The 23,196-nt window shown below is 32.8% G+C and carries 21 protein-coding genes; 4 read left to right on the top strand and 17 right to left on the bottom strand.

The genetic code is table 11. The annotated features are described in order from the left end of the window. Positions 1-450: 450 nt before the first annotated feature. Together COE53_RS04730 and COE53_RS04725 are read right to left on the bottom strand one after the other, a co-directional pair. Positions 451-645: a hypothetical protein gene (locus tag COE53_RS04730; protein ID WP_069033336.1), complete on the bottom strand. Its 195-nt coding sequence runs from the start codon at positions 643-645 to the stop codon at positions 451-453. A 214-nt stretch (positions 646-859) separates the two neighbouring features. Continuing rightward, complete coding sequence (locus COE53_RS04725; protein ID WP_098947512.1) at positions 860-1,765, bottom strand: phosphotransferase enzyme family protein; 906 nt, start codon at positions 1,763-1,765, stop codon at positions 860-862. 140 nt (positions 1,766-1,905) lie between these two features. On the opposite strand from COE53_RS04725, the gene COE53_RS04720 reads away from it, so the two are divergent. Beyond that, positions 1,906-2,148: a DUF2584 family protein gene (locus COE53_RS04720; protein WP_069033337.1), complete on the top strand. Its 243-nt coding sequence runs from the start codon at positions 1,906-1,908 to the stop codon at positions 2,146-2,148. Positions 2,149-2,433: 285 nt separating this feature from the next. Here the strand turns inward: COE53_RS04720 and COE53_RS04715 are convergent, their stop codons facing one another. Genes COE53_RS04715 through COE53_RS04705 form a run of 3 tightly spaced genes read right to left on the bottom strand, consistent with a single transcriptional unit; the run spans position 2,434 to position 4,683 of the window. Beyond that, positions 2,434-3,018, bottom strand: coding sequence for a GDSL-type esterase/lipase family protein (locus tag COE53_RS04715; RefSeq protein WP_069033338.1), 585 nt, complete (start codon positions 3,016-3,018; stop codon positions 2,434-2,436). Between the two features lie 4 nt (positions 3,019-3,022). Further along, positions 3,023-4,498 carry a sodium:solute symporter family protein gene (locus COE53_RS04710; protein WP_069033339.1) on the bottom strand — a complete coding sequence of 492 codons (1,476 nt, stop codon included), beginning with the start codon at positions 4,496-4,498 and terminating at the stop codon, positions 3,023-3,025. Next, the gene (locus tag COE53_RS04705) at positions 4,495-4,683 is read right to left on the bottom strand and encodes a DUF3311 domain-containing protein (RefSeq protein WP_069033340.1); all 189 of its coding nucleotides are present in this window, start codon (positions 4,681-4,683) and stop codon (positions 4,495-4,497) included. Before COE53_RS04705 ends, COE53_RS04710 begins: the two co-directional genes overlap by 4 nt. Positions 4,684-4,818: 135 nt before the next feature. Between COE53_RS04705 and COE53_RS04700 the strand changes: the two genes are divergently transcribed. Then, positions 4,819-6,180: a sigma-54 interaction domain-containing protein gene (locus COE53_RS04700; protein WP_069033341.1), complete on the top strand. Its 1,362-nt coding sequence runs from the start codon at positions 4,819-4,821 to the stop codon at positions 6,178-6,180. Between the two features lie 217 nt (positions 6,181-6,397). On the opposite strand, the gene COE53_RS04695 is transcribed toward COE53_RS04700, so the two are convergent. The 7 genes from COE53_RS04695 to COE53_RS04665 form a co-directional block, all read right to left on the bottom strand. After that, positions 6,398-7,492 (bottom strand): tartrate dehydrogenase, encoded by a 1,095-nt coding sequence (locus COE53_RS04695; RefSeq protein WP_069033342.1) that lies wholly within the window; start codon positions 7,490-7,492, stop codon positions 6,398-6,400. Positions 7,493-7,516: 24 nt separating this feature from the next. Next, complete coding sequence (locus COE53_RS04690; protein WP_069033343.1) at positions 7,517-8,959, bottom strand: aldehyde dehydrogenase family protein; 1,443 nt, start codon at positions 8,957-8,959, stop codon at positions 7,517-7,519. Further along, a complete protein-coding gene (locus tag COE53_RS04685; RefSeq protein WP_069033344.1) occupies positions 8,959-10,044 on the bottom strand; it encodes an aromatic ring-hydroxylating oxygenase subunit alpha in 1,086 nt (361 codons plus the stop codon). Before COE53_RS04685 ends, COE53_RS04690 begins: the two co-directional genes overlap by 1 nt. Before the next feature lie 304 nt (positions 10,045-10,348). Continuing rightward, on the bottom strand, positions 10,349-10,894 hold the full coding sequence (locus tag COE53_RS04680; RefSeq protein ID WP_069033345.1) for a 2'-5' RNA ligase family protein: 546 nt from the start codon (positions 10,892-10,894) through the stop codon (positions 10,349-10,351). Between the two features lie 21 nt (positions 10,895-10,915). Further along, positions 10,916-11,416 (bottom strand): GNAT family N-acetyltransferase, encoded by a 501-nt coding sequence (locus COE53_RS04675; RefSeq protein WP_069033346.1) that lies wholly within the window; start codon positions 11,414-11,416, stop codon positions 10,916-10,918. 202 nt (positions 11,417-11,618) lie between these two features. After that, positions 11,619-11,921, bottom strand: coding sequence for a hypothetical protein (locus tag COE53_RS04670; RefSeq protein ID WP_069033347.1), 303 nt, complete (start codon positions 11,919-11,921; stop codon positions 11,619-11,621). Between the two features lie 182 nt (positions 11,922-12,103). Next, on the bottom strand, positions 12,104-12,397 hold the full coding sequence (locus tag COE53_RS04665) for a hypothetical protein (protein WP_069033348.1): 294 nt from the start codon (positions 12,395-12,397) through the stop codon (positions 12,104-12,106). Between the two features lie 417 nt (positions 12,398-12,814). Between COE53_RS04665 and COE53_RS04660 the strand changes: the two genes are divergently transcribed. Further along, entirely contained in the window at positions 12,815-14,110 is a 1,296-nt protein-coding gene (locus COE53_RS04660) for a C40 family peptidase (RefSeq protein WP_098947511.1), read from the top strand. Between the two features lie 335 nt (positions 14,111-14,445). Here COE53_RS04660 and COE53_RS04655 read toward each other — a convergent pair whose 3' ends face one another. The 4 genes from COE53_RS04655 to COE53_RS04640 all read right to left on the bottom strand — a co-directional run bounded on the left by COE53_RS04655 (position 14,446) and on the right by COE53_RS04640 (position 18,065). Continuing rightward, positions 14,446-15,012 (bottom strand): 5' nucleotidase, NT5C type, encoded by a 567-nt coding sequence (locus COE53_RS04655; RefSeq protein ID WP_091024239.1) that lies wholly within the window; start codon positions 15,010-15,012, stop codon positions 14,446-14,448. 15 nt (positions 15,013-15,027) lie between these two features. Next, positions 15,028-16,125: a bifunctional diaminohydroxyphosphoribosylaminopyrimidine deaminase/5-amino-6-(5-phosphoribosylamino)uracil reductase RibD gene (gene ribD, locus COE53_RS04650; RefSeq protein ID WP_091024237.1), complete on the bottom strand. Its 1,098-nt coding sequence runs from the start codon at positions 16,123-16,125 to the stop codon at positions 15,028-15,030. Further along, complete coding sequence (locus COE53_RS04645) at positions 16,118-16,879, bottom strand: GTP cyclohydrolase II (protein WP_069032922.1); 762 nt, start codon at positions 16,877-16,879, stop codon at positions 16,118-16,120. The genes ribD and COE53_RS04645 overlap by 8 nt, the downstream gene beginning before the upstream one ends. Before the next feature lie 91 nt (positions 16,880-16,970). Then, positions 16,971-18,065, bottom strand: coding sequence for an FAD-dependent monooxygenase (locus COE53_RS04640; RefSeq protein WP_069032921.1), 1,095 nt, complete (start codon positions 18,063-18,065; stop codon positions 16,971-16,973). Positions 18,066-18,242: 177 nt separating this feature from the next. Here COE53_RS04640 and COE53_RS04635 point away from each other — a divergent pair, with 177 nt between their 5' ends. Further along, a complete protein-coding gene (locus tag COE53_RS04635; protein WP_025671317.1) occupies positions 18,243-18,557 on the top strand; it encodes a winged helix-turn-helix transcriptional regulator in 315 nt (104 codons plus the stop codon). Positions 18,558-18,762: 205 nt separating this feature from the next. On the opposite strand, the gene COE53_RS04630 is transcribed toward COE53_RS04635, so the two are convergent. Continuing rightward, positions 18,763-22,902 carry a S8 family serine peptidase gene (locus COE53_RS04630; RefSeq protein ID WP_069032920.1) on the bottom strand — a complete coding sequence of 1,380 codons (4,140 nt, stop codon included), beginning with the start codon at positions 22,900-22,902 and terminating at the stop codon, positions 18,763-18,765. Between the last annotated feature and the right edge of the window lie 294 nt (positions 22,903-23,196).

Raw genomic sequence — 23,196 nt, 5'->3', positions numbered from 1 at the left:
TTATTGACGTAGATACATAATTCTAATTAAAATTAGCTAATCTGCAATTAAATTACAAGGAACCGCAATTAAAATAAAATAATAACTATACTAGTAAGGGTACTTTAACCTAAAACTTATAAAAACAGGTACCTTCAAAAATAGAAAACTGCCAATTTGCTATTAATCTTTCTATATTGAATAAAAAATTGATAGAACCCGCTAATTATCTATAGAAGTGAGGATAATTTGCTAAGATAGCCCACTATTAACAACTTTCAGATCTTAAAACTGTTCAAATAAAAAAAGGGCTACCATATGTCACCCTCTGTGACCAATGGAACCCCCATAAGCTTACTTTAATCTTAAATTCTTTTTCCTCATTAAAAGTAAAGCCTTTTTATTCTCTTCTATTCAATGGTTACATATTAAAATACCACTCGTCACAAGAGTAATTTTAGATCATTATGTCTATCTCCGCTGTTTGGCCCCTCTTACATAAAGGATAATAATCGCAAAGATAATCATTCCACAAACAATAAAAGGCATTAAGCCTGAACTGTAAACCATATATACTCGAATATGACGTATTGCATTAACAACTATAAAAAGCACCATGCATAACCATAAAATTACAATAAGAGCCGCATTCTTATTTCTTCGCATAAACATCAGCCCCTTCCAAAAAAAGCAACTACAAAAAATTATTTTATTCTATTATATAGTCGAATTACCTAATCAATGACCACACGTTTTTGAGTATTTGTAAAAGTTTTAAAAAATTAAAAGGATAGCCAGTCTATAATAACTAGAGCTACCCTATGTTTTTAGCTTTTATAAAAAGTATAAAACTACATTAAAAATCCTGGTTGTGCTTCCTTTATTGATATATCGAAAAATCTGTGATATTTGCATATGGTAGATCATTATTAATCTTATTTTCTAAATCAATAAGTGTATATTTTTGCCATTCCTCTAATCGATTCAAATCCCATTTTTGAACAAATAAATGGTACAAAAATATTTCTCTCAATTTAAGAAAAACTGGGATTTGTTTTACTATGTCATTATGAAGTAAGTTTTCTAGTTTATATCCTTTAAAAAAGCGCGTCAAAAAAGTCTTAATAAACTGTTCATTCATTTGGTTAAAAGAGTTCTGTTGCCAATATGCATGATAAAAAGCTGTAGCAATATCCTGTGCGAACCAATTAAATGCACAATCATCAAAATCGATTATAAAGGGCGTATTACCAACTAGAATTATATTCCCTTGATGAAAATCATTATGAATAAGCCCAAATGTATCGGATTTCACTTGAAATTGTAATAGCTTTTCCATGTGTTTATCATAAATCTCTTTCATAGTAGGAACTAACTGATCTCTAATCCCAAAAACATCAACACGATTAGGTGACCATACAGGACGATGTACTTCACTTAATTTATACTTCTTGACTAAAGAGTGCATCTTCCCCAATTCTTTACCCCATTGTTCAAACAGTTGTATGTTCCAATGATTAGGATTTGTAACATCAATTTGTTCGCCATTAATATAATCAAAATAAGTTATGACTCTTTCATCTTCTTTTCCTAGATTATGATCCACTCTTGGGACATTTACTCCTTGCATATGTAAAAAATTTATAAACTGAATTTCCTGTAACACCATTTCTTTTGTTCTTCCTAATTTAGACTTTCTAACCACCTTATTATATTCTTCATCAAAAAAAACATCATTTTGAAGCCCACCGCTTAAACGGAATTGATTACTACGCTTCTTATTCATTGATAGTCCCCATCTCTCTTATAGACTTTCATACAATCCCCTTTTTGTGTTCACAACCAAAATATATTAAGATATTTTTAAGTGTTTAATTCTTTCTATATTAAATATTATATCTATTCAATTTAAGGAGTTTTCAAAATATGAGTATGCCATTTGAATTTAATTGGTTAATTGTAACGAACGATCACGCCGTTAGACAAGAAAACAATCTATTCTCTTTAGAACTTAACGGGTACCATTTATTTCCTATTGATACACCAATCAATGTCTCCCGAAAGAATGATGAAAAACCTTTTGGAGTAGCTGTTATTCAAAGCATTGAATGGCGGAATAAGAATACTTATATGGTTTATGAACTAAAAGCAATTGATACAGTGAACTAAGATGTTGAAGAAATTTTATTAGAGCCCCAAGCCTATTGCTTCTTTTCCAAAATAAAAAACGGATAGCTTAGCTATCCGTTCTAGTGTGTAGACAAAGTCCTAAAAATCTGATTTTCAGACTGATTGCAAGCGCTTGACTTTCGAGGCGCGAAGCCTGGTGAGGAGCGGAGTTACCTTTGACGGTAATGAGCACCACAGACAGGCGAAGCAACGAAGAAAGCGAGCGTTTGTCAACAGTCTGAAACGGATAGCCTTAGCTATCCGTTCTTTTTAGGCCTTAAACCATCATAACTCGATAATCGATTGATATGCCTGTTTTGCTAAAGCATTATGACCAAGTTCATTTGGATGAACGCCATCAGTACCTTCAAAAAACTCCGAGTTTAGATTCTTATGTTGTTGAAATGGAATTCGAAAATCAATGAGATTAAATTGATTCACTTTTACCATTTTCTCGATTCGATTAGCTAACTCTTGTGCCTTCAACACAAATGTATCAAAACCAGCAATCGGTTCCCACACTTCTTCATGATTGATATGATCTATATGGATTGGTGGATGGATTGCTAAAATAGGTTGAATACCATTGTGCATTGCTTGCTTTACCATCGAATAAATATTTGAAAGTATATAGTTTATTTCAACATCCCACCACAAATCATTTCCACCTGCACAAATAATAACGTGTGATGGATTATTTAATATGACATCATGGTAAAATCGTGACAGCATTCCAGTACTTGTATCTCCTGAAATCCCTTTATTAATAACCTCGACTGATAATTCATTTTGAAGAATAGTTGGCCATGCATCAACTTTCGAGATTCCTAAGCCTTCTGTAAGGCTATCACCGATACATATAATCTTCATCTTCTCACCATTGTTCCTTTATAGTTTCTTGTCTCACCCTTGGTCTTATTTTTATTAAATAAGTTATTCCACTAACTCCAAACATAAAGACAATATTAATCGTGAATGCAATAAATCCTGAATCAAAATCTTTCAAAAATTGAGGAGCATGAGGGAATATTGTTCCAAAAGTTGTATTTTTTATTGTTACGTATGCTACTGTAACTAGTCCAGATAGTATCCCTGCAACTGCACCTATTTTTGTAACTGGATTACGTTTAAAGAACGTAACAATTAGTGCAGGGAATAATTGTAAGACGAAGCTATATGCCATTAATAAAAGAGAAAGCATTGTCTTTCCACCATAAAATGTAAAAAATAATGCGATTAAAGCAATGATCGGGACTAAAATTCTTGTAAGTCCTGCTAACTTTGCATCGCTTGTTTCCGGTTTTATTGCTTTATAAATATTTTTAGAAAGTAAGGTTGAGGCAGTTAATAATAACAACGAACTAGGAACTAAAGCTGCTAGTAAACCAGCCGAGCCAATTACACCAATAAACCAAGGCGGAAGTGTTGCTTTAGCAATTTCGAATAAAACTAAATCAGTACGTCCATCTGGTATATGTGGCATTTGTAAAAGTGCAGTAAAACCAATAAAAAGAATAAAAACCATCAAAATTTGATAAAGAGGTATAAGTGCCGCATTTTTACGTAATGTTTGTGAGTCCTTTGATGATAGACTTGCTCCGAAAACATGCGGCCACATATATTGACCGAGCGCAATAATTAAACAAACTGATACATACCATGAGATACTATAGCCAGACTTAGGTAATAATAGGAACCCGGGTTTAGCGGCATCTAATGTTCTAAACATCGGTTCTACACCACCGTAAAAATGGAAAGGTAAATAAATCCCTAAAAACAAAATTGTTATGAGCATCAAAATATCTTTTAATATAGCTGTAAATGCTGAACCATGAATTCCTGAAATATAAACAAAGATTGTTACAACAATTACACCAATCCACACTGCTAAATTTGGAGAAATAGCGCCGTAGGAAGCTTCAGATACTATTATTTTTATTCCATTTAGTTGGAGGACCATATATGGAACAATTGAAACAACTCCAACTAGTGCAACAAGTAGTCCTAATGATTTACTATTATATTTTTTAACAAAGAAATCTGGCTGTGTTAATAAATTATGTTTTTTTGCATAGCGCCAAATGTGAGGTAAGATCCAAAATGGAATAATATAAGTAACAGCACAGAAAATATAGATTACTGGACCACCCATCGAATAAGATGCACTACTAGCTCCTAAGAAAATAAACGTTGTAAACATTTCACCTGCCATAAGGACGAACATGACAATACTACCAAAATTCCGATCCCCGACTACCCATGATTCCATATTCATTTCTCTTCCTCTTCGGGCACGGATACCTAAATAAAGAGCTATTAGAAACGTAATTCCAATTAATAGAATGCTCATTGATTTTCCTCCTGTTTCTCTAATATTGCATTACTAATAAAAAGGCAAACAGATGTGATTACTAACCAACTCGCAGACCAAAATACAATAAATGGTAATCCTAATATGTAAGGCTCCACTCGATTCACAACACTTAATGATCCTATGAAAGCAAAAATAGTTAAAAAAATTGCTAAATATTTCATTCCGTTTCCTCCTTGTCTTTAAGTTGATTATTTAAAAAATTCTGTTAATATTTTATAGACTTATGTTAAACTCGTTTTATAAAATAGTAAAATCTTACTCTCTTATTGTAAGCGCTTAATAAAGGAGCATAAATGATGAAAAGTTATTCTAATCTTTCAGAAATACTAGAATTTGATAAAGAAGTGTTGCTAAATATTTTAAACTATTCTTCAGATGAAATTTATATTTTAAACCGAAATCTTGAAATCATTTATGTTAATAAAATGTGCGAGCAACATTACGGTTTACGACAGAACGAAATTATAGGAAAACATAATGACATTTTTTTGGAAAAAGGGTATTGGACCCCTTCAATTATTCCAATAGTTTTAGAGAAAAATAATACCGTTACAATCAATCAGACTACACATACTGGTAAAGAATTAGTAACAACTGCCATTCCAATTTTCAATCCTATTAATAAAAAATTAGATTTCATTTTTATTACATCTCGCGAAAAGAATTATATTTCTATAATTCATAATAACACTTATGAAATGCTTGATTCGAGCAAACATTTTAATTCAAATGGATTTTTAACAATTGACGAAGAAATGACAAATATCATTGAATTTTGTAAAAAGATTGCTCCTGTTGATACAAATATTTTAATTCAAGGTGAATCGGGAACAGGAAAAGGTGTACTAGCAAAATATATTCATGATTTAAGTAATCGGAATGCCGGTCCTTTTCTCGCCATTAATTGTGCTGCCATTCCAGAAGATTTATTGGAATCTGAACTATTTGGCTATGCAACGGGCGCATTCACAGGAGCCTTAAAGAATGGAAAAATTGGCTTACTCGAAACTGCAAATAAGGGAACAATTTTTTTAGACGAAATCGGAGAAATTTCTTTGAAATTCCAAGCAAAATTACTCCAAGTATTACAAGATCGTAGCTTTTTTTCAGTAGGTGGCAGAGAATTAAAAAAGGTTGACGTTCGTATTATTACGGCGACGAACCGTAATCTATTAGAAATGGTAAAATCAAAACAGTTTAGAGAAGATCTATTTTACCGATTAAATGTAATTGATATTCAAATTCCTCCACTTAGAAATAGAAAAAAAGATATTCCTATATTAGCTGATCATTTCTTAACTAAATTCAATCATAAATACAAAGTGAACCGCACATTCTCAACAAATGTAAAAAATACTTTTGAAGCTTTTCAATGGCCAGGTAATATCAGACAACTTGAAAATATTATTGAAAGACTTGTTATTACTAGCGAATCAGTCATACGATTGTCTGATTTGCCGTCGCAATTAATTCCTGAAAATCATCCAGTTACAATCCAAGAGGATAATTCATTGGAAAATATTTTGGAAGAAACTGAGAAAAAAATGATTATCGAATCTTACAGGATTCATAAGAGCTCTCGAAAAGTTGCAAAGGATCTTGGTTTAAGTCAAACAAAAGCAAACAAATTAATCCAAAAGTATTGTAAAAACGAATAGATTTTGACTGATTAAACTAAAAGGGAGATACTTCTATAGTATTTCCCTTTTTTTGTGTAGACAAAGTACTAAAAACTTGCTTTTCAGACTGATTGCGAGCGCTTGTCTTTCGAGCCGCGAAGCCAGGTGAGGAGTGGAGTTACCTTTGACGGTAATGAGCACTGCGCTGAACAGGCGAAGCAACGAAGAAAGCGAGCGTATCAACAGTCTAAAATAATTAATTTTTTTGAGTCTGTAAAACATTCATATTAGAAGCTATCAATTCAACAATACAATCCCCTACTTCTGAAGTGGAAGATGAACCCCCTAGATCAGGCGTTAAGACATTTTTTTCAATTAATAATTGTTCAATTGCGGTAAGAATTACCTTACCATATTGTTCATACCCTAAATGATCGAGCAACTGGCTAGCTGACCAAATTGCTGCAAGTGGATTTGATAACTGTTTTCCAGCTATATCTGGAGCTGAACCATGAATTGGTTCAAACATTGATGGATATACTCTCTCAGGATTTATGTTTGCTCCAGCTGCAAGTCCCAAACCTCCTGCAATAGCCGCACCTAGATCTGTTAAAATATCACCAAATAAATTAGAAGTCACTACTACCTCAAATCGTTTTGGATCTTTAATCATGAGCATAGCAGCTGCATCAACAAGATAAGAATATGTTTTTACTGAAGGATATTCTTTGCCCACTTCTTCAAATAGTTGATCCCAAAATACCATTGAGTAATTTAGAGCATTACCTTTACTTATGCTTGTTAATGTTTTTCCTTGTTTTAGGGCTACTTCGAATGCATATCGAATGATTCGTTCAGTACCTTTACGTGAAAAGACGCTATTTTGTAAAACTACTTCATTCTCTTTTCCTCTATATAGCCAATCTCCTGCACCTGCATATTCACCTTCTGTATTCTCTCGGATAAATAACATATTTATATCTTCAGAATTGAAATTAACGAGAGGGCACGGTGCTCCTTTTAATAAAGTTATAGGACGTATATTCACGTATTGATCGAAGCTCTTACGAATTTTTAATAGCAAGTCCCACAATGAGATATGATCAGGTACACCAGGAAATCCAACAGCTCCTAAATAAATTGCTTCAAATTCTTTTAATCTTTCAATCCCATCATCATCCATCATTTTTCCGTATCGCGCATAGTACTCACAGCCCCAAGGGAAAGACGTAAATTCAAATTGAAAAGTATGATCGAGACTAGCTATTTTATTTAAAACTTTCACGCCTTCATTAATTACTTCCGGCCCTATTCCATCCCCTGGAATAACTGCTATTTTATGTGTTTTCATACCATATCTCCTACCTTACTTAATTCAGTTTTGATTCCAGACAATTAGCTTCATCTCTGTCATTTCTTCAACTGCAAACTTTATCCCTTCTCTTCCAGTTCCGCTTTCCTTCACACCACCATAAGGCATATTATCCACTCGGAACGTTGGAACATCATTAATGATTACCGCACCTACATGGAGCTCGTTTGAAGCAAGTAGTGCATTCGATACGCTATCCGTATAGATTCCAGCCTGTAGCCCATAGTGTGAATTGTTTACATGGGAGATGGCTTCACGGATTGATTTCACCTTAGTAACCGTTACAATTGGAGCGAATACTTCCTGACAAGAAACCTTTAAACTAGGTGTACAATTAGCAATAATTGTTGGCTCTAGTATATTTCCTTGTGCTTTACCACCTGCTAGAATAGTTGCATTGCTTTGTTTAGCTTCTTCAATCCAGCTTAACGTTCGATCTAATTCATCCGGAGTTATTAATGAAGAAAGATATGTTTCATGGTCGAACGGATTACCAAGTTTTAATTGTTTAGCTGCCTCTACAAATTTATTAGTAAACTCTTCGTAAATCTCTTCATGAACAAAAATTCTCTGTAAAGAAATACATACTTGACCTTGATTTGAAAAAGCACCCATTATACATCGATCAATAATTTTATCAATATTAATATTTTTATCAATAATGACGGCAGCGTTTGATCCAAGTTCAAGCGTTGTTTTCTTTAACTTTGCTTTATTCCTTATGTTAATCCCAACACTAGTACTACCAGTAAATGTAATCATGTTTACTCGACCATCTTCAACAATCGTGTCGCCAACCGTACGGCCAGGACCCGTTACAACGTTTAATACACCATCCGGTAAGCCAGCTTGTTTGAATAGCTTAGCTATAAATAGTGCCGAAAGCGGCGTTTGAGATGCCGGTTTTAAAACCACCGTATTTCCAGACGCAATCGCTGGACCAACTTTATGAGCCACTAGATTCATAGGAAAGTTAAATGGAGTAATCGCTCCAATTACACCAATCGGATTTCTTACTGTATATCCTACTCTTCCTATACCACCAGACGCAGCATCAAACGGAATTGTTTCTCCATGTATTCGCTTTGCTTCCTCTGCTGCAAATTTATATGTTTCAATTGTTCGGGTTACTTCTCCCAATGAAAATGTAATTGGTTTAGCAGTTTCCCTTGTAATAATTTCCGCTGCTTCATTAAAATTTTCTTTTAATAACTGTACGACATTTTCAAGAATTTGTGCTCTCAAAAATGCAGGCATTCTAGCAAACTCGTCTTTCGACTGATATGCTGCTTCAATAGCCTGTTCTGTTTGTTCTTTAGTTGCAACAGCAATCTCTGAAATTACTTCTCTAGTGTAAGGGGAATAGAGGTTTGAATACTCTTTTGTTTGTACCTCTTCTCCATTAATAAATAAATGCTTTTTTATCGGACTCACTTTGTTTATCATCATTCTTCCTCCAAAGCTCTTAGGACCGTTTCATGGAACTGTACAATTGCTTTCTCTGACGATGAATAAAAGCCTTTATTAAATGCTCGTGAACGGAATCCAACTTGTTCTAATTCAACTAGTTCAACATCTTCATTTCGAACCACTTCTGCAAATTCAACTAAGTCTTTTTCTTCTTGTGTTAAATTTTCATCTCTAAAGTAGTAAGTATAGACTCCAAGTGTTGTTTCATGGTCGATAGGAATCATTTGGATCGTAGCAATATTTCCTGGGCCAGGATAAATGGTCATCATTAAATTTGGCCATAACCAATAGAAAGTACCACCTTGCATTTCTACTTCATTAAAATCTAATGATCCCATTTTCTTATTTGCTTTTACGACCGATCCTTGAACAGAATAATTTTGACATGTAATAATTTGATAGTCTTTCATATCTAGCGTAGCAACAAAGCTAGGATGCGCTACATGACAATGATCACACTCTAAATAATTATCAATGAATGCTTTCCAGTTTGCTTTAATAATTCTCGATTTACTGCTCGTTCTTTTTAATTCACTTAAAAAAGGAAATTTACTTAGCTTTTCAAAAAAGTCTCCATATGTTTCAATTAACGATGTAGCTTGATCATCTAAATTAACGAAAATAAATGACTCAGCAATTTCCATCCTTACAGATCGTAAACAAGCATTTGATACACAAGCTAAATCTTCCCCTCTAAAGTTAGGAGCTTTATTTAATTTACCATCTAAATGAAAAGTCCATCCATGGTAACCACATTGTAGAATTTTTTTATTTCCACTTTCATTTTTCTCTAGTTTAGTTGCTCGATGAGGACATACATTATAAAAAGCTTGAATAACCTCATTCTTGTCGCGAGTTACAATAATCGGTTCACCCGCTACCTCGGCAGTGAAGAAATCTCCAATATTTTCTAACTGACTAACATGCCCAACTAATTGCCAAGTCTTTGAAAAGATTTTTTCTTGTTCTTGTTCTAAAACCTTTGGATCAGTGTATAAATCATACGTTAAAGTTCTTTCGAAGATTTCAGTTGTTGCATTTTGTACTTTATTAAAAGTCATTTACAAAAACTCCCCTCACATTTCCCTAATTTTTTCCCCTATATCTTTTACCTTGCAATAACCGTGCCAGGATTAAAGAACTCCAATAAATCAACATTTATTGAGTCTTAACGACTCAAATTAATAAAAAAAGTGAACTGAATACAACTCGATTGAGTTATTTTCAGTTCACTTTTTGAGTTGGATAAGAGCAATTAATAAATTCAATTACTTACAATGTGCATTATCTTGATCTAATACTTGAATTATATTAACAAGTTTCCTTAAAATTAAAAAACTCGCAATGATTTACGAGTTTTTCAACTTAATTTATCGGATTTAAATACTTTGAATATATTATAGGTACATTATTTTTATTAACCAATTCAATAATAGCAACCTTTTGTAACTTCCCAGCCAATGTATCATTTCGATGTAAACAATAATTATACGCTTCTACTAGTTTGTTCGGTGACAATCTATTAGCTAATGTACAATGTGGTACCCACTTACCAGGCAAATACATAGAATTTGGATTATCATTAAATTGTTTAAAATAAGTATGATAATCTTCATGAAAATCAATCAACTCTCTTGAAACAATTGGTGAAAAAAACAATGTCCCAGTATTTAGAAATGAACCAACTGAATTAAGCGTAATATTTATCTCCGGCATATTCTCATAAAATTTATCAAATTGATCAAAGAAGTTTTTTCTATCTAAACTATGATAACTTGCTAAAGTAATATGCGGTTTACGATCTACTACTTCATCCGCATAGAAAGAAATCGATTTCTCTCTTAACTCTGACCAAATATCTTTAATAATTTGTTCGGTTTCTGCATCAAATAACGCGACAACTCCGTACATCAATCTTCCCTCTTTCTATACTTATACTAGATCCATATGCATAATAAAGAGCTCACCTTTTCTCCCCATTACTCTCTTTCCGCTATCAATAAATCCGCTTTTTAAATAAACATGCTGTGCAGCAGTATTTTTATGATTCACGCCCAAAATGATTTCATCTCGTTCAGGGAAATTCGCTTTTACAAAAGAAGGCAATAAATTTAAAGAGTGTTTTGCAATCCCTTTTCCTTGAAAATTTGTATCAACAGAATAAGCCCTTAATAGAATTGCATTTGTATTATCACTATATTGTCTAACTCCTTCCCAACCATGCAAAACAAAAAATCCTGCAACATCATTGTTACTCAAAATTAAAATCGCATGACGATCAGCCTCTATTACACATTTCTCTATATTATCAATAGGCAGACCAGTGAACTTTAGATGCTCATCAGCTAGAAAATAGTTTTTTAATTGATCATCATATTGATCATTATAAAATTGTAAAGAAATAGTATTTGTCGTCAATAAAGAATTAGACATGAAAATATCCCCCAATAAAAATAGAATTACAAGAATAGTACAACAATTATTATCGTATTTCCACATTGTTTTTTTAACTAATTTATTACGATTCTTAATCAACTATTTTGAATTCATGGAGGGTTAAATACTAATATGTACTCATTTTATAAACAAAAAACCACCTTTTTAGTGGTTTTTCCTCGACAGTTTTCTTTAAAACCTATTTTTGCTCAAATGGTTCTGGATATTTTTGCTGAAAATACGATAATAAATCGCTTTTTTTAAGAAGGAGATTTAAACAAATTTGCTGGCTGATTGCAGATTTAAATACAAGTTTATTGCAAAACTGACACTTTTCCTTTTCAATAAATGCATGTTTAATAGACAAAGGGAAAATCGTTTGTTGTTTTCCGGCTAATAATATGTAGCTTTGATGATTAACTGAAAAGCTTATTTTATAACCGTCGTATCCTCCAAGCTTACTAATTATTACGTTTTGAATATCTAAGTCTTGAATCACCATGTGTAATAGCACCTCCGTTTTCAACAAAATATATGACGAAATGCTATTTTTATGACTCATTATCGTTAAATATTTTCATAAAAAAATAAAAACTACCCAAAAAGTAGTTTTTTATCACGATTTCTTTATTAATTTATTATTTTACTTTGGTCGATGATTGTCAAAAGCCATTTTAAGTCTGTTTAAAATTGTTCAGAATAATGTTCTTGGAAATAAGTTAATAATTCTTTTCTTCTATTAAATAATGTTGGACAAACTTGTTGACTAATATTTGATGGTAAAACTAGTTTATTGCAAAGCTTACATGTACCTTTGTCATTAAAAGTATGAATTAGAGACAAAGGAAATAATATATTTGTTTTACCGACTAAAAGGACATAATGCTGTTGATCGATCGAAAATCTAATTTTATAGCCTTTATAATCCGTATGTTTTGTAATGAGTATGTTATGAATATCAAACTCAAGCTTTGTCACTATGGCTAGCACCTCCGATTAAAGGGTTGGATTAAGATTTTAATAGACTTTTTTACGCTTGTATTATCTATATTATTAGTTTAATTAACAAAACTTTCATAAAGCAATAATCTTATAGGTATTTACTGAAATAAAAAAACTATTACAGTTTTTTCACGTCGTTGAATAATGAGAATGCAATGTTTCTTTTTTGTTTTTTTTGTTAAATTTTGATTTAATTTTACTTTTTCGGAAAAATTTTACACTAAATAAGTGAAGCCACCCATGTTATTATGTTAGAATTTAAACTAAATGTGATCTCACATTGTAAATATTTTAATTACCAAATTCATGTAATCTAAGATTTGCCCTTACTATCAAATGAGGTAAGGGATTTTTCTTTGTTATTTCAGTTATTGGTTAGAGGGAAGGTTAGTAATGAAATCGAAATCAGCAAGTACCTTAATAAAGTTAAATTTGAAAGGAGAAAGAAATAAAAAAAGAGCATTAAACTCAATGGCATTAGTTGGACTTGCATCAACATTAACAATTCAAATTCCATATAACACTACTGCAGCTGCAGCCTCTATTGATTCCAAGAAAACTCTGCAATCTAGTAAACTTTATTCAAATAATAATATAAGTACATATAAATCAATCGGCAATGGTGTCCGTGTAAGATCTGGAGCTGGGACTTCTTATCAAATTTTAGGTAGTGTGAATAAAAATCAAAAATTAGATGTAATTTCATTATCTAATGGTTGGTATAAAATAAAATTTAATGGATCAACAGGATATATTAGTGCATCTTATGTTGGAAAAGTAATCGAATCGAATAATACTAATATTAATCAAGTGGTCAGTTCGGGGAACTACATTTCTACTGGTAATGGTGTCCGCATAAGATCTGGTGCTGGAACTTCTTATCAGATTCTAGGTAGTGTGAATAAAAATCAAAGACTAGATGTAATCTCATTGTCTAATGGTTGGTATAAAGTAAAATTTAATGGAACAACAGGATATATAAGTGCATCTTATGTTGGAAAAGTAACCGAGCCGAATAATAGTAATAATAATCAAGTAGTCAGTTCAGGAAACTACATTTCAACTGGTAATGGCGTCCACATAAGATCTGGGGCTGGAACTTCTTATCAGATTTTAGGTAGTGTGAATAAAAATCAAAGACTAGATATAATCTCATTAGCTAATGGTTGGTATAAGGTAAAATATAATGGGACAACTGGGTATATTAGTGCATCTTATGTTGGAAAAGAAACAGGTTCAAATCAGACAGATCCAAATAAGACTGATTCAAACAATGTGAATTCAAATCAGGTTGATTCAAATAACATTCAATCATTTGATGTACAAACTTTAATCACCATATCAAAAAAGTATTCAGGTGTACCATATGTTTGGGGTGGAGAAACTCCAACTGGATTTGACTGCAGTGGGTTTATCTCTTATGTATTCAAAGAATCTGGAATGTCACTTCCTAGAACAAACGTTGCAGGTTATTGGTACAATAATTCAAATTTAAAATCCGTAGATGACTTTCAACCTGGGGATTTAATCTTTTTCGAAAACACTTATACTTATGGACCGTCCCACATGGGTATCGTGATTAATAATAATGAGTTTATCCATGCAAGCAGTAGTTCAGGAGTAACTATTTCTAAAATAAACAATTCATATTGGAACCAACATTTTTTAGGATTTAAAAGATTTAAATAAGTTTTGCAAACATCTTACTTGAAAAACACCTATCATGGGTGTTTTTTTTTAGCTTGTCGACGTAAAACTTAATCTAACTTTCTCTTAGTGGGTTCATGAGTAACTATATTTGCAAATTATTGACTTTTACTTACTTATAGCGGGTTCATGAGTAACTATAATCCCAATATGTTGATTTTTACTTCCTCATAGCAGGTTCATGAGTAACTATAATCCCAATATGTTGATTTTTACTTCCTCATGGCGGGTTCATGAGTAAGTATAATTGCAAAACGATGATAATTACTACTCATTTTTCACCACACAAAAAAACACCTTTCACAGGTGTTTTTTTATTAATTACTCTCAATGATCTCTTTTAATTCTGACCAGCAAGTAATACGTGGGATGTCCAATCCTCGATTATATGAAGTATCTTTCACGTATGCCTTTAAAGTTAATTCTGAGAGTGTGTTCAATATTTCTGGTTTATCATCAAAATAGTAATCTAAACCTAATTCTTTTATTATATGAATTTTTTCTAAATCTTTCATTCCACAATAGAATCGATCTTGATGAACTGGAAATCCGTTTTTTATTAACCATTCTTTTGTTCGTTCACCATATTCTTTATTTCTTGCTGTCACATAATAAATTTCGTGTCCCTGCTTTTCTAATTCTTGTAATGTTTCAACTGCATATGGAAATGGAGGACAAGTCGTAAAGTATGTCTCTTCTAGATTACTCTTCCACATTTTGCTTCCTTCTTCTGCCGTTAAGCCAAAAGGTTCATGAATTTCAACAGTTTTTAATTCATTGTAAGCTTCTATAGGGATGTTTTTATTTAATTTTTTATTATAAATGTGAAAAGCATGTTGTCTTAAATCAATTAAAGTATCGTCAATATCGAAACCGAATTTCATTCTAAAAGTCCTTCCTCATGAAGTAGTATATTTTGGATAGCCTATGAATTTATAATCAGGACCAATTTTCGTTAATTCGATTTCTTCAAGTTCAATCGCTTGTCCCATTTTATCAATCCCAGTACCTTCTAAAAATGTAGGTGCATTTTTTCCACCTATTAATTTAGGAGCTAAATAGACAATCACTTTATCAACTAAATTTTGATTCATAAAGGAAGCATTCACTTCCCCACCACCTTCTACTAATAAAGAAGAGATTGAATGTTCACCTAGAATTTTTAGCATTTCATTTAAATCAACTCGATTTAGATCGCTCGTAACAAATACTTTTACACCTAAATTTTCTAACTCTATTCTTTTCTGTTCAGAGTGTTTTTGACTTGTGAATATCCATGTTTCAGCTTGCTGATCTGATACTACTTTTGATTCTAAAGGAATTTTTAAAGTTGAATCGAGAATCACTCGTACTGGATTACGACCGTTTGGAATTCTAGTAGTTAATTCTGGATTATCTTTTAAAACTGTGTTAACGCCAACTAAAATCGCGCCAATTTCATTTCTTAATTGATGAACATCATTTCGAGCCTCCGCTGAAGTGATCCATTTACTATCAGAAGAATGGGTAGCAATCTTCCCATCTAATGTAGACGCTGATTTCATTACGACAAAAGGAATGTTTTTAACAATATATTTGTTAAATACTTCATTCATTTTGATCGATTGCTCTTCGCAAACTCCGATGGTTACTTCAATTCCCGCATCTTGAAGAATTTTTACTCCTCTTCCTGCAACTAGCGGATTTGGGTCAAGTGTAGCAACAACAACTTTTTTCAAGCCTGCACGTACAATCGCCTCTGCACATGGACCAGTTCGACCATGATGAGAGCATGGCTCAAGCGTTACATAAATTGTTCCACCTTCAGCTTTATCGCCTGCCATTCTAAGCGCATTAATTTCAGCATGAGGTTCACCGGCTTTTAGGTGAGCACCAATTCCAACAATCCGATTATCATTTACGATTACAGATCCTACTAATGGATTGGGGTCGGTTTGACCTTTCGTAGCTATGGCATTTTGAATAGCTAAATTCATATAAAATTCATGATTACTCACTTGTACGTCCTCCTTTAAAATGACCAGAACGAACAATTTTAGTCTCTAAATACTTTTCGTTATACTTTGATTTGTCTCCCCATAATTGAATTCTTCCAGATAAATTAGCTCCAGATTTTTGAAGGGCATCCAATTTTCTTGGGTTGTTTGTAATTAAAGTAACCTGCTTTGAGCGAAGTGTTTTTAATACTCGAATAGCATCTTCATAGTTTCGTGCATCATCTACAAAACCAAGCTCTTCATTTGCCTCAACAGTATCATATCCTTGCTCTTGAAGAACATATGCCATTGCTTTACTAAATAAACCGATTCCTCTTCCTTCATGGTTTGCTAAATAAAATAATGCACCTGATTCATTTGAAGAAATCATTTTCATTGCTTCTTTTAATTGGAATCCACAATCACAACGTTTACTTCCAAAAATATCACCTGTATGACAAATACTATGCATTCGAATTAGTGCATCCTCTGAATTTTCAAAGTCACCATAAACTAATACGCTTGATTGTTGCATTTCTGCTAAATTTGATGAAGCTAATTTACTAATAATTTTTTCAGTGTTATATGATCCATCGCTACAAAAATCTCCTTCAATATCCTCACAGCGTAGCCAACAATACCATTGAAAAATAACTGTTTCTCCATCTAAATTTACTGGAAGTTTAATTGGTCCAACTAAATAAATTGATTTATCATTATTTTTTATTACATTAATTTTCTCTTTTAATAGAGAAACTACTTTTTCATTGATCATGAGGCTTCCTCCTGTTTTCTTACACGATTTCATATTGATATAATAAAATTCTTAATTTTTACTTGTCCATTTTTAAACTTAAAAGGCATTCTTATCTAATCACATCAAAGTGATGTTTAAAAGTACTTTCCTGTGTTAGTTGTTGCTTTTGTAAGCTTTCAACTTCTTCTCGTCTTGCATGTTCAAATTTCTTTAACACTATTGTACTAGTATCTTTGTTTCGAATAGCATCTTGAATGATTTCTGCTAAAATATCTGCATCTTTCATTGCAATATTTACACCAAGTGCAGCAGTAGGACTCATCGTATGTGCCGCATCTCCCATTATAATTAAGCCGTCTTTTACCCATGTTTTGCTACGGCTACTTTGAACATTTAATAATACAAAATCGTTCCAAGATTTTATATTTTCCTGAACAGTTTCAGTCAGTTCTGGAAATGCTTCGATTAGCTGGTTTACAAAGGGATTGAAAGATTTATTTCTTAAGATTGGAAAAGAACCTTCTTCTATATTCCATCCAATTTGAATAAACCCTCCTGCTTGAGTAAACAAAGCCAATTGTTGTTTATTAATCAAGGTTAATCTAACTGTTGGATCCCAACTTGCTGGTCTTGGTACTTTAGCCCAAAGTAAATCATATCCATGTTTTATAATATCCGTTTGTATATTTGCTAATTTACGGATTGTTGAAAATCGACCGTCGGCACCAATTATAATCGAACTATTAATTGTTACTTCAGTACCATTCCTTATTGCTTTAACACCAATATAGCGACCATCTTGATCTTCTATTAATTTAGACACACGTGTGCCCATTAAAAGCTTAAAGTTTTCATATTTATTTGCTTCGTTTAAAATAACATTTAATAAATGATTTTGTGGAACATGCATACCAACATGTTTTGAACCTTGTGATGGAAAAATACTTTTTATTACTTTATTATGTTTCCAATATTCCACACGATCCATTAGCAGTAGTCCGTATTCTTTTACTTTTTCATAAAGATGATGTTTTTTTAATATTTGTTCACCATCAGAATTTAGATGTTCCCCTCTAAATTCTTTATCAATTCCGCTATGTCGTTCCACAAGGACTGTCGAAATATTATTTTTTGCAAGTAAATATGCTAATAGTGCACCACCTGGTCCTGCACCTACAATACATACATCTGTATTCATATTCATGTTGTTTTGCCACCTATTTATAGACATTTATTATTTTTCTAAAAAAATTATTTAGTTACTTTATGTAAGTAAGTTTAATTTAGTAATAAACTTACGTCAAGTAATAAATTTATGTATCGTAATCTTGTTATTAATACAAATTTAGTTATAATATGGATATAGGTGAGGTGGTTTTAAATGGATTTTTCTTTATTATGCCCTCGGTTTGAAAAAAGCGTAGAATTAATTAGTAAACGCTGGGCAATTCTTATAATTTTTCAACTTCTTTCTGGATCACAACGATTTTGTACAATCGAATCAACTTTGCCAATTAGTGGGCGCGTCCTTTCAGAAAGACTAAAGGATTTAGAACAAGCAGGTATTGTAAAACGAGATGTTTACCCAGAAACTCCAGTTCGAATCGAATATTCTTTGACAGAAAAAGGACTGGCTTTAGAACCAGTAATTAAGGAATTAATGAAATGGTCGCAAGATTGGACAACGATCGATTAATAATGGTTTTTGTTTTTGCTTCGCCTTTTAATAATTTTTTAGCATTCAAATACAAATAAAGGTGATGTCTCATCAGTTGGAATTTTAACTATGAGACATCCCTTTTTTATTACAATAAAAAGGCTGCCTCAAAAGTACTTTGACTAATGAGACAACCCTTATTAACAGTTAAATAAATTTCTTACTTTACTCAAAACTTGCTCGTTTATTGAATGCCTAATTCACTTTTAATCGTATCAATTGTCTTACCTTTTGAATTCTTCACTGGTTTTGGCGCATTATCTACAGCTGGGTTTTGCATTAAATAGTTCTTTTCTACAAATGCAAAGTCCTTTGCATCAACTGTTCCATCAAAGTTGATGTCAGCTGAACGTTTGTTAGTACCCCAGTATGTCTCAATTGCTAACGCGTCATTAAGATCGATTACATTATCTTTATTAATATCTCCTGCAGTTGCTTTGTCTACAGTTTCTGTACCGATTCTCTTACCAATTCCGTACATAAAACCATCCATCGTGTTGTAAACTCTGTCAAATTTACCGTACGTATTAAAGTGACCAGGAATATCTGTGATTACTGTAAATTCGTCCTTCGTAACCGGTAAGCCAGTAATATAGAACTGTCCAATGCTATCCATTGTACCTGTGTAAGATTTTCCTTTACTATCTACAATTGTTACATTTGCACCGATTTTTGTATAATCTGCTTTTTTCAGAGTTCCATCCGCATTTTGGAAGCTTTCAGGGTGAATATAACTAATTACGCTTGAGAAACTTGGCAAAATAGAGATTGGTGCAATATAAGTAAATGGTTTCGTTATTACATTATCAACACTTGTAAAAGTTGATGTAACTGTTCTAAAGCTAGAAGTAGTATATACATCCTTCATATCTGGTATTTTAATCGTCACGTCAACCATTGGTAGATCACCTGATACTTCTTTTGAACCATCAAACGTTACATTAACGTCAGATTTAACAGTTGTACTAGATGGATTTGTCGTTGTCACATTTAATTGTCCACCAAGTTTCGCCGCTGCAGGATTTAATGTAATACCCACGATATTTGTATCAGCAATATTCGTCGTAAAACTATATAGCGCTTGTTTTAATTTGCTTACATTATTAGCAGTAAGTGTAATTGTATTTGTCTCGCCAGGATGTGTAATAAGTTTATTTAATCTAGTTTTAGCATTTGGTTGGCCGTAAACATATTGCGTTCCTTCTTTTACGAAGTAATACTGTTTATCACCAAATGCATTTGATGCTAAGTCTCCTCCAATGAATCGAAGTGATGACGTTGCAAGACTTGGTACCATTTCAATTTCATCTTTGGCAGCATTTCCATTTTCGTCTAATTCAAGTTTTCCACCCATAAAAGGACTATTATAGAAATAACCAATTGTATTCGTAGATTGGTCTGCTTTTATGCCCGCTGCATTCATGATCTCAACTGACTTATCAGTGATTTTAGCAGTATACGGAATTGACTTTTGATCTTCTTTATACTCAATAAATGGACTTCCTTCTTTTTCACCTTCTACGTGTATATCGAATTGATTTGGCATTGTCGTATCAACTAATAAATCTTGTGAGATCGTATATGAATTTCCTGCATCATCATAGCCGATTAGTTTTACTTTGTATAATCCTTCTTTTGCTAAAGCTGCTTTTGAACTAATTGGATTATTTACATCATTTGTAAATGGATAGTAGACGCCTTGTCCAGCTGAAATTGTGTATTGTACACCTTCGTCAAATGAAACACCGTCGAATGTATTCATAATACCTAAATCCTGACCAGTTACTGCATCAGTTAAAACTACATCGATATATCTCATATGCGACTTTAATGAGAATTTAGCGCTTAAAAAAGGATTAAATAATGGACTATTTAAATTATTTCGATCAGTCGTCATAGCTTGACGAGTAATACTTAAGTCTTGGAATCCTTTTTCTACAAAATGTACACCAAATGGGACTCGATATGTTTCAGATGGATTATCTTTATTTGTATAAACTACATATCCTTCATAAATTCCTTTTTCAGCTGTTTTAGGAATATTTAATGTAATATTTGTTTTCTTTTGGCTAATTCCTTTTAACGTAACTGATGCTGGGGACTGTACTGTTACACCGTTTGCTACTGCATCTTTTGAACCGCGTAGATTCGATTGGAAATTAACTTTTACATCAAATGTTTTCGTCTTTTCGCCTCTGTTCATTAATGTGACAGAACGCGAATCTGAATAATCTTTTCCATCAAAAGCTACATTCCCAAAGCTTAGCGCTCCTGTATCTTCATTAATTTGTTTTTCTTTTCCATTAACGATCATTGGCGTTTTTTCTTGTACTTTAATTTCAATTGATGAATGGATTGCATTATACGGATCAATTCGTCCCGCACCTTGTTCAAACACACTGTATGGCTTGCTTAATGAATCTGCTGAATTCATTAAAATCGCTTTTATATCTTCTGGTTGTAAGCTATGGTTAGCTTGTTTTAATAAGGCTGCAACACCAGTCGTAAATGGAGTAGCCATTGATGTACCTGACATACGTTGATACGCATTTTTGTAATCTGTCGGATTATCAGGATTATTAATAAATCCAGGTACAGTTGATAGCACACTCACACCTGGTGCAGTGATTTCTGGCTTAATATCGTATGTTAATCTAGCAGGTCCTCTTGAACTAAAGTCTGCTATAGTATCTCCTTGCGTTTTTACTTCACTCATATCTGAGATCGTAAAATTAGCTGAGCCTGATTGTAATTTTTGTTTTAATGCAAGACCCTCAGCATTTGATAAACTAAATGATGGGATGAAATTTACACCTTCACCTAAGTAGCTTGGAATAAATCCTTCAGTTGGATTATCATTGTACATTAAAACCGCAACTGCACCTTGTGATTTAGCTACAGCAATTTTAGAATCCAATGTATAAGTACCACGGCTCATTAAAACAATTTTGCCTTTAACATCTTTACCAGTGTATGCTTCTCCTAGATTTACATCTACTACCGGTAAAGTTTGTCCTTTTAGTTTTGTAATGTCATCTCCATAACCATTTGCCATTAATTGTAAATTAGCAGATACGTTATCCATTGAACCTTTAGCAGACATTGTTGTAATTGGTACATCACTAGCTCCGACTGTTAACGCTAAAGCTGCAGTTCCTGGGGATCCTAATGTATACATTTTATTCCCTGTATTACCAGCAGCAACTACTGCTGTTACGCCACTTAGTACGGCATTATTAATCGCAATACTCTCAGCAAGTAGTGGATCATTGTAATTTGCACCTAATGAAAGGTTCATAACATCCATTCCGTCAGCAACTGCTTGGTCAATTCCTGCAATGATATTTTCAGTTGTACCACTTCCACCCGGTCCTAATACACGATATACATAAAGGTCAGCGTCTGGAGCAATACCAGTTGTCGCGTACTCACTTTCATTTTTCCCTTGACCCACAATTGTTCCAGATACATGCGTTCCATGTTCCGTTACATAACTTGCTGCACCTGAAGTTCCTCCTGGCTTACCAGCCTTTACCCAATCAGCATAGCTTGTTTCCATCGGATCATTATCATTATCAACGAAATCGTATCCACCTTTAAATGCTTCTTTAATGTCAGGGTGGTTGTAATCAATACCAGTATCAAGAACAGCTACCTTTACTCCTTTACCTGTATAACCTTCTTGATGTAATTTATCAATTTTAAGATAAGTACGCTCGTCTGCCATTCCTTTACCAGTTGAATTCGATGTTGCTTCCTTTCCTTCAACTGGAAGTTCTGACTTAACTGTTGCGTCACTATAAATAGCTTGTACTGCTGTTGATTTCATTAGTTTTTGTAGCTTATTAGCAGGGACTTCCAAAGCTACCCCGTTAAAAGCATGTTTATATTCTCGTTTAATTTTATAGTCGCCATCAGCTTTTGTTTTAAATAAAGAGCTCAAATCTTCTTTAAACATTGAATGATCAGCATTTGCATTAATTTTCGCTTTTTCCTCTGATAAAGCTTCACCCTTTAAAGCTGCTTCTAATACAGCAATTTTTTGTGGCTTTTGTTTAAATGAAACAATAACAGAAACAGTTTCCGGACTATTTATGTTCACACTTGAATCTAGAAAAAGTCCTGATTGATCAGTAGATGAAAGCTTCTGCAATGCTTCTCTTTGCTGTGGAGTTAATTTAGCTAAAATTGATTCTGCTGTTGAAGCATTTTCAGCTTTCGTTATATTAGATACATGACCTAATGAACCTAATACAAAACTAGATGATAAAACTGCTACAGATAAGCCTTTTACTAGTTTACTATTACCCGTTCTTTTTAACATACTCTTCCCCCAAATATTCTAGTTATCAAAATAAAGTTTTTAATGTGAGAGGAAATATGAATCTAAAATGATTTGTTTTTATATTCGATATCACTCTTCATTAAATCTTTCCTTTGCAAACTAATTATCTAGAATATTCTAATAATTTACAATTGGGTTATTAACTGTCAATAAAATCAATGCTTTTTACAATTTTAGGTTCTTTTTCGACAAGTTTCTACTAAAAACACCACAAAAACTTGGCACATTATTATACTTTCATAGCTTTAATGACCTTTTTAGTTTAATAGATTT

It is taken from the genome of Bacillus sp. AFS029533 (assembly GCF_002585125.1).
Classification (GTDB): Bacteria; Bacillota; Bacilli; order Bacillales; family Bacillaceae_G; genus Gottfriedia; species Gottfriedia luciferensis_B.
The sequence above is the reverse complement of the archived record's forward strand: the minus strand, read 5'-3'. Positions and strand labels throughout refer to the sequence as shown.

Excerpts from the sequence above, each read along its gene's own strand:
- COE53_RS04730 (WP_069033336.1), bottom strand. The coding sequence starts at position 645 with ATGCGAAGAAATAAGAATGCGGCTCTTATTGTAATTTTATGGTTATGC.
- COE53_RS04725 (WP_098947512.1), bottom strand. The coding sequence starts at position 1,765 with ATGAATAAGAAGCGTAGTAATCAATTCCGTTTAAGCGGTGGGCTTCAA.
- COE53_RS04720 (WP_069033337.1), top strand. The coding sequence starts at position 1,906 with ATGAGTATGCCATTTGAATTTAATTGGTTAATTGTAACGAACGATCAC.
- COE53_RS04715 (WP_069033338.1), bottom strand. The coding sequence starts at position 3,018 with ATGAAGATTATATGTATCGGTGATAGCCTTACAGAAGGCTTAGGAATC.
- COE53_RS04710 (WP_069033339.1), bottom strand. The coding sequence starts at position 4,498 with ATGAGCATTCTATTAATTGGAATTACGTTTCTAATAGCTCTTTATTTA.
- COE53_RS04705 (WP_069033340.1), bottom strand. The coding sequence starts at position 4,683 with ATGAAATATTTAGCAATTTTTTTAACTATTTTTGCTTTCATAGGATCA.
- COE53_RS04700 (WP_069033341.1), top strand. The coding sequence starts at position 4,819 with ATGAAAAGTTATTCTAATCTTTCAGAAATACTAGAATTTGATAAAGAA.
- COE53_RS04695 (WP_069033342.1), bottom strand. The coding sequence starts at position 7,492 with ATGAAAACACATAAAATAGCAGTTATTCCAGGGGATGGAATAGGGCCG.
- COE53_RS04690 (WP_069033343.1), bottom strand. The coding sequence starts at position 8,959 with ATGATAAACAAAGTGAGTCCGATAAAAAAGCATTTATTTATTAATGGA.
- COE53_RS04685 (WP_069033344.1), bottom strand. The coding sequence starts at position 10,044 with ATGACTTTTAATAAAGTACAAAATGCAACAACTGAAATCTTCGAAAGA.
- COE53_RS04680 (WP_069033345.1), bottom strand. The coding sequence starts at position 10,894 with ATGTACGGAGTTGTCGCGTTATTTGATGCAGAAACCGAACAAATTATT.
- COE53_RS04675 (WP_069033346.1), bottom strand. The coding sequence starts at position 11,416 with ATGTCTAATTCTTTATTGACGACAAATACTATTTCTTTACAATTTTAT.
- COE53_RS04670 (WP_069033347.1), bottom strand. The coding sequence starts at position 11,921 with ATGGTGATTCAAGACTTAGATATTCAAAACGTAATAATTAGTAAGCTT.
- COE53_RS04660 (WP_098947511.1), top strand. The coding sequence starts at position 12,815 with ATGAAATCGAAATCAGCAAGTACCTTAATAAAGTTAAATTTGAAAGGA.
- COE53_RS04655 (WP_091024239.1), bottom strand. The coding sequence starts at position 15,012 with ATGAAATTCGGTTTCGATATTGACGATACTTTAATTGATTTAAGACAA.
- COE53_RS04645 (WP_069032922.1), bottom strand. The coding sequence starts at position 16,879 with ATGATCAATGAAAAAGTAGTTTCTCTATTAAAAGAGAAAATTAATGTA.
- COE53_RS04640 (WP_069032921.1), bottom strand. The coding sequence starts at position 18,065 with ATGAATATGAATACAGATGTATGTATTGTAGGTGCAGGACCAGGTGGT.
- COE53_RS04635 (WP_025671317.1), top strand. The coding sequence starts at position 18,243 with ATGGATTTTTCTTTATTATGCCCTCGGTTTGAAAAAAGCGTAGAATTA.
- COE53_RS04630 (WP_069032920.1), bottom strand. The coding sequence starts at position 22,902 with ATGTTAAAAAGAACGGGTAATAGTAAACTAGTAAAAGGCTTATCTGTA.